Raw genomic sequence first — 14,512 nt, 5'->3', positions numbered from 1 at the left:
CTCGCCAACGATGATTATTTCGGAATAGTTGAATCTAACTCATCAATCGACCAGTTGATCGTTGAACCATTCCAGCATCTGCGCCACCGCCGGGCGCTCCAGTCTCACCCGTTCACACACCAGCGCGTATTGGCCCAGCGCAGTGATGTTGGCGGTGAAGGGACGCACCAGCCGCCCACTGAGCAAATCTTCCTGGGCCGTGAGGTTGTCGCCCATCGCCACGCCCTGCCCTTGCGCCGCCGCTTCCAGCGCCAGACCGGCGTGAGCGAAATACAACTGGCGTTCCGGGCGCTGGTCGCCGGCATGGCTGGTGAGCCAGGCAGTCCAGGTCTTGCCGTCCTGATCGTCGTGCAGCAGGCAATGGCGGGCCAGGTCCTTCGGGGTTTTCAGCGTGCCCTGGTTGAACAGGCCGGGGCTGCACACCGGGAAGAATTGCAACGCAGGCAATGGCCGGACGAAGTACGCGCTGCTGTCCACCGGACCGGTGCCGTAGGTGATCGCCAGGTCGATGTCTTCCCCCGGCGCGGTGGCGTCGATCGGTTGCTCATAGAGGTGCAAGGTGATGTGCGGGTAGCGCGCGTAGAAATCCGTGAGGCGACTCATCAACCACTTTTGCGCCAACTCGGCGGTGACCGCCAGGCGCAACACGGCGAGGGATGACGGGTCGCGCAGTTCATCGCAGGCCTCGCCGATCAGTTCGAAGGCGTGCTGCAAGCTCTGCATCAAGCGCCCGGCGGCCATGGTCGGGCGAATCTGCCGGCCTTCGCGGATAAACAGCGACACGCCCAGTTGCTCTTCGAGCTGGCGGATCTGATGGCTGACGGCGCTGTCGGTGACGCACAACTCGGCGGCCGCCCGGCCGAAATGCGCGTGGCGGGCGGCGCATTCGAAGGTTTTGAGTGCTGCCAGGGAGGGTAGTCGTCGCATGATCAGGGCCCTTTTTCAGGTGCTCATGCTGACGTGGCCGATGAAACCCGTCCACCCCTGAAGCCATGCCTTCGGCAGTTCCTACATGCCATTGGCGCTTTTAGCCGGCGAACGCCCGCCGCCCCGCACGCATTTCGGTGCGCAGTTCACCGATCAGGTTGGAGATGTCGCGAACCGTGGTCAGGTGCGCCGGTGAAACGCCGGTGAGCAACAGGTCGATGCGCCCGGTCGCAGGTTCAAAGACCTTGATCCGCAGCGTGCCGTCCGGATTAACCGAACAGTCGCACGACAGCGGCTGAAAACCGGACGTCACGATGCGGCAAAGCTCTGGAATCGAAACCATAACGGGGCCTCCGTGGCGAGTGATCGACTGAGATCCCGATCAGCATAGATTCGCTTTTGCGACCCTGCACCACCAACGCCAAAATTATTAGTTCCTGACTCAGGCGCGCCCTCAATGGCTATCGCCGTCCCACAGCCAGTTCCAGATGCCCGGCAATTGCACCGGCTCCGCGCTTTCGGTAACGGTGCGGGCCATGGCCGCTTTTAACAGTTGCCCTTGGTCGTCATAGAACGGCTTCGGCGCAGTGTTCACCCCGGTGGCCTTGGCGCTGTCGAGCAGGATTTGCAGGTATTCGCGGGTATGCCGGGCCGTGTAGCGGTTGAGGTCGTGGAAGGTCACGACCACCGGAATCGCCCCGTCCACCGTCGGCAGTTCACCCTGGGCGATACGCTCACGAATTTCCGATAGCTGGCGCAGCATGTTCGCCCGGCGCCGGGGGCTGGCGTTGAAGCCCCAGATCTTGCCGTCATTCGCGCTCACATCGGTCAACAACACGTGCATGCCGTGGCGTTGATAGGCGGCGAAGGTGCGCGAGTCGTAATTCCAGAACGGCGGACGCACCAGGCTCGGTGGCGCGCCGGTGATCGCGGCAATGGCAGCGCTGCCGCTGCTCAGGGATTGCTCCAGGTCTTCAGGGCTCAACCAGCGATGATTGGTATGGAAATGCGTGGCCGTGTGAAAGCCGAGGATCTGCCCTTCGGCATGCTCGCGCTGCATGACTCGCCGGCCGATATCGCTGTTACCGGCCCGGGGCGCGCCGGTCTGGACGAAAAACACCGCTTTGATATTCGGTTGCAGCGGATTTTGCGCGAGGCCATCGAGTACGGTGTCGGTCGGGTTCCAGAAGCTCGATGCGCTGGGGCCGTCATCGAAAGTCAGCAGGAAACGGATCGGTGCCTGGGTTTGCAGGCGCTGTTGTGTCTGCGGTGTCAGTTCGATGGGCGACGCGATGCAGCCCGTCAATCCGATAGCCAGGACGAGCGCCGAAAGAACCTTGAACAATTGCGTCATGTTTTGCCTTGGGCCAGACCGTTGCGGTCGTCACGTTAATGGCAAAAACCCCTCGCCCGGTGATCCTCCAATGGGCCCGCCGGTGCCGGCGAGCTCAGGTTGGAACAGGGTACACAGTTTTGGTTCAAGTGCCGCTATGTCAGGTGTTTCAAAGCTCCAGATCGAGCAACGCAGCCCCCAGCGCCTTGCCGTGTGCATCGAGGGCCAGGGAGCGGGTAACGCCACCGCGCAAGATGCCGGGCAACACGAAATTCAGTGCGTGGACGTTGGGCAATTCGTAGCGGCGCACCGGCGGACCTTGCGGGTCCAGCAGTTCGGCGAAATGCGCGGTCACACGCTCCACCGTCAGCCACTCTCTCAGACGCGGGAAGTCTTCCGCCCGGAAAGCAATCACCGAGATGTTCGAAGTATCGCCTTTGTCCCCGGTTCGGGAATGCGCCAGTTCACGCAGTTTCATGCCAAGTCCTCCGAGTGAATCTGCAAGGTGACGGCGTCACGCGGCAATAACAGCGAAGCCACCGCCACCACCTGGCGCACCGACTTGCTCGCCCCACCTCCGCCATAAGGGCCGTTGGTGTACAACGTTTCCACTTCATTGCCGATCCGCACAGCCTCGGCGCGGTCCGCACAACGGGCCGCGACGCGCAGACGCACTTCCCAGGGTTCGCTGTCCGTCCGCGACCCCAGCTCTGTGCCGTGCAACGCATCGACGCCGATCAGCTCGGCGCGGACCTCTTCAAACACCACGCCCGTCAGCTTCAAGCGCTCCAGCACCACTTCTCGTGCCAATCGCCCCCGAGCCAGAGCGCCGCGGCCGCCATAGGACATCTGCCCCTCGCCGATCCAGCCATCGAGATAGCCCACCGAAACCTTCAGCGACTGCGGTCGCGCACGGCCATCGGCGCCTGACGCCAGGACCTGATCCGGCCCTTGTACGTTGAAGGACACGCCGGAAAAATCAGCGCTGACATCCGGCGTGAGGTAAGCCGCCGGATCATGCACTTCGTAGATCATCTGCTCGGTGCAAGTCGCGGTATCGATGCGCCCGCCGGACCCGGCGACCTTGCTGATCACCGCTCGCCCCGTGGCATCCACCTCGGCCAATGGGAATCCTAGGCGCGCCAGATCCGGCACGTCCTTGAACCCCGGATCGGCAAAATAGCCGCCACTGATTTGCCCGGCACATTCGAGCAAATGCCCGACCAAGGTGCCGCGCCCCAGCAGCGACCAGTCATGCGCCGCCCAGCCGAATTCGAACATCTGCGGTGCAAGGAACAACGAAGGGTCGGCCACGCGACCGGTGATCACCACATCGGCATCGGCGCGCAACGCCTCGATAATGCCGTCCACGCCAAGGTAGGCGTTGGCCGAAATCAGGCGCTCGCCCAGGGATGCCAGAGTCTTGCCGTTATCCAGCACCTGCGACGGATCGCCCAGCAACGTCGCCAGTACATCGTCACCAGTCAGCGCGACCACTTTCAGCCCCGACAAGCCCAATTCCCCGGCGATGCGCCGCACTTCCTGCGCCGCCGCCAACGGATTGGCCGCGCCCATGTTGGTGATCACCCGCAAGCGCCGGCGCTGCCCCTCAACGCCGCGCCCGACAAAGGGCAGCACCCGGCGCATGCGCTCGCCCAGCAGCGGGTCGAAACCGGCCTGCGGATCGAGCAACCGCGCCTGTTGCGCCAGGGCAATGGTGCGTTCAGCCAGGCATTCGAACACCAGATAATCCAGATCGCCGTGCTCGGCCAATTCGATCGCCGGTTCAATGCGGTCGCCGGAGTAACCGGCACCGGAGCCGATGCGTAAGGTTTTCATCAGAAGACTCCAAAGAGCAGCGCGGTCAGGGTCATCAGCACCGAGGCTGCGAACAGAAACGGGATGGTGAAGCGCTGGTGATCTGCCAACTCGATCTTGCACAGCCCAACCAAGAGGAAGGTCGCCGGGGTCAACGGACTGACCGGGAACCCGGTGGTGTGCACGCCGAGCAGCGAGGCCTGGGCCACTTGCAGCGGATCGACACCGAGGGCACGGCCGACTTCAGCCACCACCGGCATGATGCCGAAGTAGAAGGAATCCGGATCGAACAGCAGGCTCAACGGCATCGAGATAAAACCCACCACCATCGGAATCAGCTTGCCGTGCCCGGCGGGAATCTGCGCCACCGCGACCTCGGCCATGGCCTTGAGCATGCCGCTGCCCTGCATGATCCCGGTGAACACCCCGGCGGCCAGCAGAATGCTGGCCATGGTCAGCGCGGTTTTCGCATGCGCATCGATGCGTGCGCGTTGCGCATCGACGTTCGGGTAGTTGATGCACAACGCGAGCACCGTACCGAGCATGAACATCACCACCGGGTCGACAACCCCGGCAATCATCACACCCATCACCACCACCGTCAGCACCAGGTTGAGCCAAAACAAGCGCGGCTTGCGCAGGGCCACTTCGGCCTCTGTCAAGACCCGTTGCGGCATCACGTCCACCACTGCGCCAGCGCCCAGGCCCAGGCGTTTTTCTTCGCGACGACCGAGGAACCAGGCGCAAGTGAAGACGAAGATCAGGCCGACAATTTGCACTGGAATCAACGGCTGAAACAGGTCCGCCACCGGTACATGCAATGCCGCCGAAGAGCGCAGCACCGGGCCGGTCCAGGGCAGGAAATTAACCCCGGCCGCCATCGCGGTAACGCAAGCCAGAATGCGTTTGTCCATGCCGAGGCGCGTGTACAGCGGCAGCATCGCCGGGATGGTCACCAGAAAGGTCACCGCCCCGGAACCATCCAGATGCACCAGCAGCGCTAACAGCGCGGTGCCCATGACGATGCGGGTCGGTCGGGTGCCGACGCGTTTGAGGATGCGGTCAATGATCGGGTCGAGCATCCCGGCGTCGGTCATCACGCCGAAGAACAGAATCGCGAACACAAACATCCCGACTACCGGGGCGACGTTCTTGATGCCGGTAATGATGAAAGCGCTGGTTTGCAGGCCGAAACCACCGAGCAGCGCGGCAATGATCGGCAAGGCGATCAGCGCAACCAGTGGCGACAGGCGTTTGCTCATCACCGCGACGAGCAAACAGAGAATGGTGATGACACCGAGTGTGGCAAGCATGGGCAGGTCCTGTTCGGCATTTCTGCTCGCGGCGGCGATGAAATGCGCTGTTGTTGTTTTCACCGAGTATTGGAATTGCAGGTAATCTTTGTAAATTGAAATGTTCGGCTGCCTGCATTCGGAAAAACAAAATGAAGAACTCGATCCAGCACATCCGCGCCTTCCTCGTCGTGGCGCAAACCGGCAGTTTTTCGAGGGCAGCGGTGGCGCTCAATCTCTCGCCGTCGGCCCTGACCGTGCAGATTCAACAACTGGAAGACTGGCTCGGCGTCGCCCTGCTTGAACGCAGCCCGCGACATGTGGCGCTGACCAGTGCCGGGCAAAGTGCGCTGTTGCCCATGGAGAAGTTGCTGCTGGATCTGGACAACATCGTCAGCGCTTCGCGGGACTTGGCGTCGCTGCGTCGGGGCGTGGTGACTATCGCGGCCCTGCCATCGCTGTGCGCCGCCGCCCTGCCGCCGTTGTTGAAGCAGTTCCGCGAGCAGTTTCCGGGGGTCGAAGTGCGGTTGCGCGATGTGGTGGCGCAACGCATCGACACGCTGGTGCGCGATGGCGAGGTGGACTTCGGCCTCGGCGTGCGGGCGCGGATGAGCCATGGGCTGGAGTTTCAGACGGTGCTGGAAGATCGGCTGTGCCTGTTTATCCCTGTCGATCACCCGTTGGCCGAACGACGCTCGGTCAAACTGAACGAACTGACGGATCAACCGATCATCCTGACCGGGCGCGACAGCAGCGTGCGGGAGTTGGTGGAGCAACTGTTCGCCGACGCACAGTTGCCGTTGTCGCCGGGGCTGGAAGCCAATTACATGTCGACGGTGCTGGCGCTGGTGCGCCAGGGCTTGGGCGTGAGCCTGCTGCCGGAATCGGCGGATGACGGCCGGGACGATCTGGTCAAAGTGCCGGTGGATCATCCCGGCGTCACCCGCCAGATTGGCCTGATCACCCGCACGGGCCAGGCCATGGCGCCGGCAGCGCAGCGCTTTATCGAGATGCTGCAGGGCGACGGTTTACTCGGCGAAGGACTTCTGGAATGAGTGGTCGATGATCGGCGCCGTCGCGAAAGCTGCCGGCAGTGCCTTGACCTTGAACAGGAAGTCCGCCGTGCTCTGCAAATCCGCCGCCGCTTGCTGATCCACCGGGCCTACAGTCATGTGGGCCTGACGCAACCAATGGCGCGAAACGTCCTGATCGAGGTTGGCCTTCTTCGCCCACAGATCGGCGTATTCGTCGGTGTGGTTATCGACCCAGGCCCGGGCCTTTTTCAGGCGCCCGAGGAAGTCGGCGATGGCTTCGCGCTTGCTGTCGATCGATGGCGTTGAAGCGGCAATCGCGCTGAGGCCGGGCATCAGGCTCTTGGCGGTGAGAATCGGCCGGGCGCCGGAGAACAGAATCTGTTGCGAGATGTACGGTTCCCACACCGGGAACGCGTCGATGCTGCCTTGGGGCAAGGCTGCCGCCGCGTCAATCGGCATCAGTTTGATGAAGTCCACGTAGTCTTCCGGCAGGTCGGCTTTCTCCAGCGCGCGCAAGGTCAGTTGCTGGCTCCAGGCGCCGGGCCAATACGCGACTTTCTTGCCCTTGAGGTCGGCGATGGTCTTGACCGGCGAATCCTTGGGCACCAGCAACGCGATAGTGTCCGGGTTCTGCCGCGACACGCCGATCAGCTTCACCGGCGCCTGTTTTGCGGCAAGGAACAGAAAGCCTGAATCGCCGAGAAAGCCCAAATCCAGTGCGCCAGTGTTCAGCGCTTCCGCCAATGGCGCGGCGGCCTGGAAGTGTTTCCAGTCGACGGTGTACGGCGCACCTTCCAGTACACCCGAAGCCTCCACTGAGGCGCGAACGTTGTAGTAGTTCTGGTCGCCGACGTGCAGGACGACGGGGTCACTGCCGTAGGCAAAAGGTGCGGTGAATAGCGCGCTGATCAGCAAGCTGCGTAGGAATCGTGACGGGTTCATCGGAGGCTCCGGGGGTGTTATTCCGATAGACCATAACGCTCTTACCGCAAGCTTTTTAAATTCGATTTATGCATAAGCTCATGACTGCCAAGCAACAGTGTTGGCCCAGCAACAGCGTCGCAACAGACTGTTCCGCTTGAGACATTGCTTTGCCAACTTGCCCCCCGCCAGCGTCCCGAAAACCGGTAAAACCAACGACATGGCACAGAGCCTGCAATATTCCTTTTATGCAGGATGCATCCGTTAGTACCAATCATCAGGACATAAGAATCCCGTTGCCTTGCCGGAGTTTCACCCCCATGAATCGCCTCTTCCGTTTTGCCAAAGCCAGGCACCTGATCAGCGCCGTCGCCATCGCCCTGAGCCTGCAACCGTTGGCCCAGGCCGCCGAAACCGCCCCGGCCGAAGTGCATCTGGATTACGCCTATTACTCGCCCGTCAGCCTGGTGCTCAAGCACTTTGGTTTCCTGGAAAAAGCCCTGCCCCAGACCAAGGTTGGCTGGGTGTTGAGCCAAGGCAGCAACCGCTCGTTGGAATACCTGAACAGCGGCGGCGTCGATTTCGCTTCTTCCGCCAGCCTCGCGGCGGTGTTGAGCCGGGCGAATGGCAGCCCGATCAAGTCGGTGTACGTTTACAGCCGCGCCGAATGGACCGCACTGGTGGTACGCAAGGATTCGCCCTACAAGACTGTCGCCGATCTGAAAGGCAAGAAAATCGCCGCCACCAAAGGCACCGACCCGTACCTGTTTACCTTACGCAGCCTGCAACAGGCCGGCCTGAACAAGGACGACGTGGAACTGGTGCACTTGCAACACCCGGACGGTCGCACCGCGTTGGAAAAAGGCGATGTCGACGCCTGGGCCGGACTCGATCCGCACATGGCCGCGAGCCAGGTCCAGGCCGGTTCCCGCTTGCTGTATCGCAACACTAATTTCAACAGCTACGGCGTGGTCAGCGTCACCGACAGCTACGCCAAGGAACACCCGAAAACTATCGAAACCGTGCTCAACGCCTACGAACAGGCGCGGGAATGGGCGGTGAAAAACCCGGAAGAACTGGCGAAGTTGCTCGCCAGCGAATCGGGTTTGCCGCTGGAAGTGGCCAAGCTGCAACTATCGCGTACTGACCTGAGCAGCCCGCAATTAACGGCCAAGGATGTGATTGCTTCGAAGGCTGCGGCGCCGATTCTGGTGTCCGAGGAGTTGGTGCGCAAAGGGGTTAACGTCGACCAAGTCATCGATCAGTTGATCGACACCGGTTTCAAAGAAGCCGTGGCCCGTCAATAAAGCAAAAGATCGCCGCCCTCCCTTTTGTAGGAGCGAGGCTTGCCCGCGAAGGGGCCTTTGAAGACGCCAAAAGCTTCGCGGGCAAGCCTCGCTCCTACAGGGGGCTGCGATTTTTCGGAGAAACCGATGACCAGTAAGAGCAAAACCCTCCACACACCCGTGGCATTGCCCGCCCCCCGACGCCTCAGCCAGGCCTGGCAACTGCGCCTCAAAGGCCTGGCCCTGCCGGTGCTGATCATCCTCGTCCTGGAGTTTGTCGTGCGCATCGGCTGGCTGCCGTCCTACCAGATGCCCGCGCCCAGCGAAGTGGCGATGACCCTCGGCGATCTGGCCGAAGGCGCGCTGTGGAAACACATCAGCGCCAGTCTGTTGCGGGTGTTGCTGGGCTTCGCCATCGGCGCCAGCCTGGCCTTGGTGTTTGCCGCGTGGGTCGGTTTGAGCCGCGAAGCCGAGGCGTACCTGGAACCGACTTTCGCCGGCCTGCGCTCAATTCCGAGCCTGGCCTGGGTGCCGTTGTTGCTGCTGTGGCTGGGCATCGACGAGACGTCGAAAATCGTCCTGATCGCCATCGGCGCATTCTTCCCGGTGTACCTCAACGGCGTCGCGGCGATCCGTGACATCGACCGCAAACTGGTGGAAGTCGGGCAGATGTACGGTTTCAGTCGCGCTCGGCTGGTACGCCGTATTTTGCTGCCCGCCGCCCTGCCCGGCCTGTTCACCGGGCTGCGCAGCGGCATGAGCCTGGCCTGGATGTTTCTGGTGGCCGCCGAACTGATCGCCGCCACCAAAGGCCTCGGCTACCTGCTGAGCGACGGTCGCGAAACTTCACGCCCGGACATCGTCCTCGCGGCGATTATCGTATTGGCGGTGCTGGGCAAACTCAGCGACGGCATTCTCGCCAGCCTGGAAAAACGCTTCCTGGCCTGGCGCGACACCTTCAACGGCCAAAGTGCAGAGGATTGAGGCATGACCGAACACTTGCTGGACATCCGCGTGGAGCGCAAAACCTTCGCCGCCACCACCGTGCTCAACAATATCCATCTGCAGCTCAAACCTCGTGAAACCGTCAGCCTGCTCGGCCCCAGCGGTTGCGGCAAAAGCACCTTGCTGCGGATCGTCGCCGGGCTGGAAAAGGACTTTCAGGGCGAACTGAAAAACAACGCCGGTGAAGTCGCATTCGTGTTTCAGGAACCTCGCTTGATGCCGTGGCTGACGGTGGAGCAAAACATCGGTTTCAGCGCCGACAACCACTTCGACAAAGCCTGGGTGGCGCAGTTGATCGAAGAAGTCGGCCTCGGCGGTTTTGCCCAGGCCTTGCCCAAAGCCTTGTCCGGCGGCATGGCACAGCGAGTGGCCATCGCTCGCGGCCTGTATTCGCGCCCGCAGGTGCTGTTGCTCGACGAACCCTTCAGCGCCGTGGATGCCTTCACTCGAATGAAACTCCAGGACCTGCTGTTGCAACTGGCCGAACGCCACGCGATTGCCCTGCTGCTGGTGACCCACGATGTCGATGAAGCGCTGTACCTGAGCGACCGGGTGCTGGTGATGGATCATCGGCCGAGCCGCATTCGTCAGGAGCTGGCGGTAGAACTCGCCCATCCGCGAGATCGTCGTGACCCGTTGCTGGCGCGGCTCAAGGCGTTGTCGTTGACCGAGTTGCAACTGGCGCATGTCATCTAAGCTGAAATCTCCAATGGGAGATTTCGCTGATGTGCGGACGCCTGTCGCAGTACCGGGGCATTCACGATTTCGTGGCGGTGTTGAGCATCCCCGACGCGCTGATCAACCACGTCGGCGATGATCCGCTGGCGCGCTACAACGCCGCGCCCACCACGCAACTGGCGCTGTTTCATCAGGAAAGCGACGGCCTGCACGCTGACAACGTGCGCTGGGGCTGGCGGCCGCACTGGGCGAAGGACCGCGCGGCGCCGATCAACGCCCGGGTCGAGAAAGTCGCGCACGGGCCGTTCTTCCGCTCGATTTGGCCGCACCGCGCGATTTGTCCGGTCGACAACTGGTTCGAATGGGTCGATGAAGGGGATTCGAAGCGCCAGCCTTGGCTGATCCGTCATCGTGACGGAACGCCGATCTTCTGCGCGGCGATTGGTCAGTTTCCTGCCGGCGACACTGAAGCCGGAGCGGATGACGGCTTTGTAATCATCACCGCCGACAGCGCCGACAGCGCCGGCGGACTGCTCGACATTCACGACCGGCGGCCGCTGGTGTTGTCGGCCGAACTCGCGCGGGAATGGCTCGACCCGGCCACACCCAGGGAACGCGCCGAAGACATGCTGCTGATGCAAGGTGAAACCAGCGAAAGGTTCCAGTGGTACAGGGTTGGCAAAGCGGTAGGCAATGTCCGAAACCAGGGCCCTGCCCTTATTGATGAAATGCCTTGAAGTTAACCCAGCATTGGCAAAAGTACCCTTACAAAAAACTTGCCTATATAAACGGGACACTCAAACGTTACATTCAGTGTTTCATGCGCGAGACACTTATATATATGCGGCTGTTTGACGCACAACCATTGGTCTGACATTTCAACCGTCATACATACATTTAACAGGACTACAGATAGCATGCGCGCCGCATTTCCATAAGCATGCCCAGTTGACCAAAGAGTCAACAACCCAAGGAAATCCCTACAACTTTTACACACCTTGCAGAGAAATAAGTTGCGCGACGATTTTGCACTCAAACAAGTCGGTGAGCCGGCGTGTGTCTATCTTTCGATGACAGAACACTTGCAACTCGACTGCTTTATCGGCAATTACATCAATACTCGAAACCTGCGCTCGGTCGCGGATATCGGCAGCCTTCTGCGCTCCACGCTGCAAAGCTATCCGGGCAAGCCGCCGGTGATGGTCAATGAGCTCAACGCCTGGATCGACAAAACGCTCGGTTATCGGGCGGCCCACCCCGACTTTCCACAGTTTGAAGACGCTTGAAATAACGCTCCACAGGTCACGTCAGCGCAAGAACTGAACGAACCGGCCTTGTGAACACTCTGAAGAAACGAGGCCGGATTGGCCTCTTGTTTTTTCAGGCGACCCTATTTCTGCATGACACTGGTACCGCAGATCTCTCTGAATTCCCCGCTCAACGACTAAGCCGAAGTAATGGCTGGCTCCAAATGGAATTATATGAGCGAACTTGTCCCTTATGCCGTGTATTACCTGCTCGATGGTGTGCGACAACACTTTTTCAAATTGGCGGTGGGGTTTTCCGATGTGGAAGCCATCCAGTCGGCGTCGGCGCATGCCTATCCCGAATCCGGACAAAAGATTGCGCCACACGCAAGTCTCGAAACCGCGCGCGATAAGGCTCAGCAGTTGGGAATTACGCACATTCGGTGGAATGAGGCGATTTGATTCTGCGCGACCGCTAAATTGTGGGAGCGAGCCTGCTCGCGAAGAGGGCATCAGCCTTAACATCTCGTTGACTGACCTACCGCTTTCGCGAGCAGGCTCGCTCCCACAGAATCAGGGTTTCAAGGGAAATTCTCTGTCGCGTTCTGACAGTTCCTTGCCGTCATCCGGATGTTTCCAGTCCGGCGTCGAGCGCCTTTGCCGCTCGATCTCTTCTTCGCTCGGCTCATCCGTGTCTTCATCCAGGTCCGGTTGCTTGGGTTCAGTTGCCATGTCCACCTCTCTTCCTGAAGGGATCAGATATCAAACTTAAGCGTAGAACATTTCCCCTCGCCCGACTCAAAGCCACCAGCGCAGCAGAAAGAAGAAACCCATGCTCAACAACATGCTGAGCAGCGTGTTGCGGGTGTAGAGCACCAGCCCCACGGCCACCAGCGAACTGATCAGGTACGGATTGTCCCACTGCAGGTTCAGCTGCTTGTCCGGCATAAACACAATCGGCCCGCAGATCGCCGTCAACATGCCCGGCACGGCAAACCCGAGAAACTGCCGCGCATTGCTGCTCAGGCGCACCGGCAGTCGCGGTTCGAGGAACACGTAGCGGTTCAAGAACACCAACACGCCCATGCCGATAATCACTGCCCAAACAATCATGTGCGCTCCAGATACAGCTTGTTGCAGATAAACCCGGCGGTCATGCCCGCCAGCCCCGACAGCACCAGGGCCGAGCCCCATTGCCAATAGCTGAACAGCACCGAACAGAACAACGACACCGCCACGCAGACCACCGTCGGCACATTGCGCACCACCGGGGTGATCAGGGCGATAAACGTCGCCGCGATGGAGAAGTCCAGGCCCAGGTGTTCAAGACCCGGAATGCTGCTGCCCAACACGATGCCGGCCAGGGTGAACAGGTTCCAGGCGATATAGAACGTCAGCCCCACGCCCAAGGCATACCAGCGGTTGAACTGCTGTTTGTCATGTTGGCTGGTCAGGGCAAATAACTCGTCGGTGAGCAAAAAGCCCAACCCCACCCGCCAGCGCCCCGGCAACGGCGAAATCACCGAACGCATGCTCATCCCGTAGAGCAAATGCTGGGACGTCAGCAACAACGTGGTCAGCAGAATCGAAAAGATCCCGGCCCCACCCTTGAGCATGCCGATCGCCACCAGTTGCGCGGCGCCGGCAAACACGATGCTCGACAAGCCCTGGCCTTGCAGCGGCGTGAGGTTGGCCTCGATGGCCATGGAGCCGGCCAACAGGCCCCACGGCGCGGTGGCCAAGGAAAGCGGCATGATCGCCGCCGCGCCACGCAGGAAGGCGCTGCGCGGCATGTGTGAATTCGACATAACGCTCTACAACCCGTGGAAAGACCACCGACTGTGCCAGCAGATGCCGGCGAAGGCTTGAACAATCTTGCGCACTTCACGCAAACGTTTGTGGCGCTGCCTTTCATCGGCTCCCCGCTTGATTCGCGACGATAGTATCAACATGATGGCCATGCACTTTTCCATGAGGCCGGCCCTTTATGAGTACCGTCGACACCGACAGCGCTGTCTACAAAACCCTGCTTGAGTCGACCAAGGCGATTCCCTGGCGGATCGACTGGCAAACCATGACGTTCAGCTACATCGGCCCGCAGATCGAAAGCTTGCTGGGCTGGCAGCAGGACAGTTGGGTCACGGTCAATGACTGGGTCGAGCGCATGCACCCGGACGACCGCGACTACGTGGTGGAATTCTGCGTATCGCAGTCCCGCGCCGGTGTCGATCACGAGGCCGACTACCGTGCGCTGACCCGCGACGGTGACTACGTGTGGATTCGCGATGTGGTGCACGTGGTGCGCAAGGACGGCGAAGTCGAGGCGCTGGTGGGCTTCATGTTCGACATCAGCGAGCGCAAGAAAACCGAAGAGCACCTGATTCGCCTGCAGAAGCAACTCGAAGAATATTCGTTCCAGGACGGCCTGACCGGCATCGCCAACCGGCGCATGTTCGACACGGTGCTGGAGCGCGAATGGAGCAACGCCCAACGCACCGGGCAGCCACTGTCGCTGCTGATTCTGGACATCGATTACTTCAAGCAATACAACGATCATTACGGCCACATCAAGGGTGACGAATGCCTGCGGCGCGTGGCGCAGACCTTGTCTCTGGCAGCCAACCGGCCACGGGACTTCATTGCCCGGATCGGCGGCGAAGAATTCGTCTGGCTGCTGCCGGAAACCGATGCCGAGTCGGCAAGGCTGGTGGCGCGCAAATGCCTGCACTTGATTCGCCAGCAGCATATTGCCCATGTGTTTTCACCGGTTTCGCCACTGGTGACCCTGAGCCTGGGCGTCGGCACCACCGTAGCCGGCCAGGACGCCAGTGCCGTGGACTTCGTCGAGCAGGTCGACAAGTTGCTGTATCGGGCCAAGCACAACGGGCGGATGCGTGCGGAATTCACTGATTTTCGTGATTGAAAACGAGGCATGGAGCGCAGTCCGCTGCCCGCGTAACATGGAGCCATT

18 protein-coding genes are annotated in these 14,512 nt (G+C 60.9%); 8 read left to right on the top strand and 10 right to left on the bottom strand.

All coding sequences use genetic code 11. The features are described from left to right. Window positions 1-42: 42 nt before the first annotated feature. The 6 genes from ACIOYV_RS02425 to ACIOYV_RS02400 all read right to left on the bottom strand — a co-directional run bounded on the left by ACIOYV_RS02425 (window position 43) and on the right by ACIOYV_RS02400 (window position 5,391). Window positions 43-927, bottom strand: a complete 885-nt coding sequence (locus tag ACIOYV_RS02425) for a LysR substrate-binding domain-containing protein (protein WP_265045031.1) — start codon at window positions 925-927, stop codon at window positions 43-45. 100 nt (window positions 928-1,027) lie between these two features. Continuing rightward, on the bottom strand, window positions 1,028-1,270 hold the full coding sequence (locus ACIOYV_RS02420) for a DUF1652 domain-containing protein (RefSeq protein WP_401320536.1): 243 nt from the start codon (window positions 1,268-1,270) through the stop codon (window positions 1,028-1,030). A gap of 111 nt (window positions 1,271-1,381) precedes the next feature. Then, complete coding sequence (locus ACIOYV_RS02415) at window positions 1,382-2,281, bottom strand: polysaccharide deacetylase family protein (RefSeq protein ID WP_401320534.1); 900 nt, start codon at window positions 2,279-2,281, stop codon at window positions 1,382-1,384. A 148-nt stretch (window positions 2,282-2,429) separates the two neighbouring features. Then, the gene (locus tag ACIOYV_RS02410; RefSeq protein WP_401320532.1) at window positions 2,430-2,738 is read right to left on the bottom strand and encodes a hypothetical protein; all 309 of its coding nucleotides are present in this window, start codon (window positions 2,736-2,738) and stop codon (window positions 2,430-2,432) included. Beyond that, window positions 2,735-4,099 (bottom strand): acyclic terpene utilization AtuA family protein, encoded by a 1,365-nt coding sequence (locus ACIOYV_RS02405; protein ID WP_401320530.1) that lies wholly within the window; start codon window positions 4,097-4,099, stop codon window positions 2,735-2,737. Before ACIOYV_RS02405 ends, ACIOYV_RS02410 begins: the two co-directional genes overlap by 4 nt. Next, entirely contained in the window at window positions 4,099-5,391 is a 1,293-nt protein-coding gene (locus ACIOYV_RS02400) for a CitMHS family transporter (protein WP_123409572.1), read from the bottom strand. The genes ACIOYV_RS02405 and ACIOYV_RS02400 overlap by 1 nt, the downstream gene beginning before the upstream one ends. A 131-nt stretch (window positions 5,392-5,522) precedes the next feature. On the opposite strand from ACIOYV_RS02400, the gene ACIOYV_RS02395 reads away from it, so the two are divergent. Further along, window positions 5,523-6,425, top strand: a complete 903-nt coding sequence (locus tag ACIOYV_RS02395; protein WP_401320527.1) for a LysR family transcriptional regulator — start codon at window positions 5,523-5,525, stop codon at window positions 6,423-6,425. Here the strand turns inward: ACIOYV_RS02395 and ACIOYV_RS02390 are convergent. Continuing rightward, window positions 6,399-7,346 (bottom strand): ABC transporter substrate-binding protein, encoded by a 948-nt coding sequence (locus ACIOYV_RS02390; RefSeq protein ID WP_401320525.1) that lies wholly within the window; start codon window positions 7,344-7,346, stop codon window positions 6,399-6,401. The genes ACIOYV_RS02395 and ACIOYV_RS02390 overlap by 27 nt on opposite strands. Window positions 7,347-7,645: 299 nt before the next feature. On the opposite strand from ACIOYV_RS02390, the gene ACIOYV_RS02385 reads away from it, so the two are divergent. The 6 genes from ACIOYV_RS02385 (at window position 7,646) to ACIOYV_RS02360 (ending at window position 12,003) form a co-directional block, all read left to right on the top strand. After that, entirely contained in the window at window positions 7,646-8,632 is a 987-nt protein-coding gene (locus ACIOYV_RS02385; protein WP_401320522.1) for an aliphatic sulfonate ABC transporter substrate-binding protein, read from the top strand. A gap of 126 nt (window positions 8,633-8,758) precedes the next feature. Beyond that, window positions 8,759-9,595, top strand: coding sequence for an ABC transporter permease (locus ACIOYV_RS02380; protein ID WP_401320521.1), 837 nt, complete (start codon window positions 8,759-8,761; stop codon window positions 9,593-9,595). Between the two features lie 3 nt (window positions 9,596-9,598). Beyond that, complete coding sequence (locus ACIOYV_RS02375; RefSeq protein WP_401320518.1) at window positions 9,599-10,312, top strand: ABC transporter ATP-binding protein; 714 nt, start codon at window positions 9,599-9,601, stop codon at window positions 10,310-10,312. Window positions 10,313-10,341: 29 nt separating this feature from the next. After that, the gene (locus ACIOYV_RS02370; protein WP_401320517.1) at window positions 10,342-11,031 is read left to right on the top strand and encodes an SOS response-associated peptidase family protein; all 690 of its coding nucleotides are present in this window, start codon (window positions 10,342-10,344) and stop codon (window positions 11,029-11,031) included. Window positions 11,032-11,307: 276 nt separating this feature from the next. After that, window positions 11,308-11,580 carry a hypothetical protein gene (locus tag ACIOYV_RS02365; protein ID WP_401320516.1) on the top strand — a complete coding sequence of 91 codons (273 nt, stop codon included), beginning with the start codon at window positions 11,308-11,310 and terminating at the stop codon, window positions 11,578-11,580. A gap of 195 nt (window positions 11,581-11,775) precedes the next feature. Then, on the top strand, window positions 11,776-12,003 hold the full coding sequence (locus tag ACIOYV_RS02360) for a hypothetical protein (protein WP_401320513.1): 228 nt from the start codon (window positions 11,776-11,778) through the stop codon (window positions 12,001-12,003). Between the two features lie 111 nt (window positions 12,004-12,114). On the opposite strand, the gene ACIOYV_RS02355 is transcribed toward ACIOYV_RS02360, so the two are convergent. The 3 genes from ACIOYV_RS02355 to ACIOYV_RS02345 all read right to left on the bottom strand — a co-directional run bounded on the left by ACIOYV_RS02355 (window position 12,115) and on the right by ACIOYV_RS02345 (window position 13,349). After that, entirely contained in the window at window positions 12,115-12,273 is a 159-nt protein-coding gene (locus ACIOYV_RS02355) for a hypothetical protein (protein WP_401320511.1), read from the bottom strand. 66 nt (window positions 12,274-12,339) lie between these two features. Next, window positions 12,340-12,651, bottom strand: a complete 312-nt coding sequence (locus ACIOYV_RS02350; RefSeq protein WP_162830874.1) for an AzlD domain-containing protein — start codon at window positions 12,649-12,651, stop codon at window positions 12,340-12,342. Next, window positions 12,651-13,349 carry an AzlC family ABC transporter permease gene (locus tag ACIOYV_RS02345; RefSeq protein WP_054053503.1) on the bottom strand — a complete coding sequence of 233 codons (699 nt, stop codon included), beginning with the start codon at window positions 13,347-13,349 and terminating at the stop codon, window positions 12,651-12,653. Before ACIOYV_RS02345 ends, ACIOYV_RS02350 begins: the two co-directional genes overlap by 1 nt. Window positions 13,350-13,528: 179 nt before the next feature. Here ACIOYV_RS02345 and ACIOYV_RS02340 point away from each other — a divergent pair, with 179 nt between their 5' ends. Further along, window positions 13,529-14,464, top strand: coding sequence for a GGDEF domain-containing protein (locus ACIOYV_RS02340; RefSeq protein ID WP_401320508.1), 936 nt, complete (start codon window positions 13,529-13,531; stop codon window positions 14,462-14,464). Window positions 14,465-14,512 lie beyond the last annotated feature (48 nt).

Source organism: Pseudomonas sp. NPDC087342, assembly GCF_044744265.1.
Lineage (GTDB): Bacteria > Pseudomonadota > Gammaproteobacteria > Pseudomonadales > Pseudomonadaceae > Aquipseudomonas > Aquipseudomonas nunensis.
This window is presented reverse-complemented; position numbering and strand designations above follow the sequence as displayed.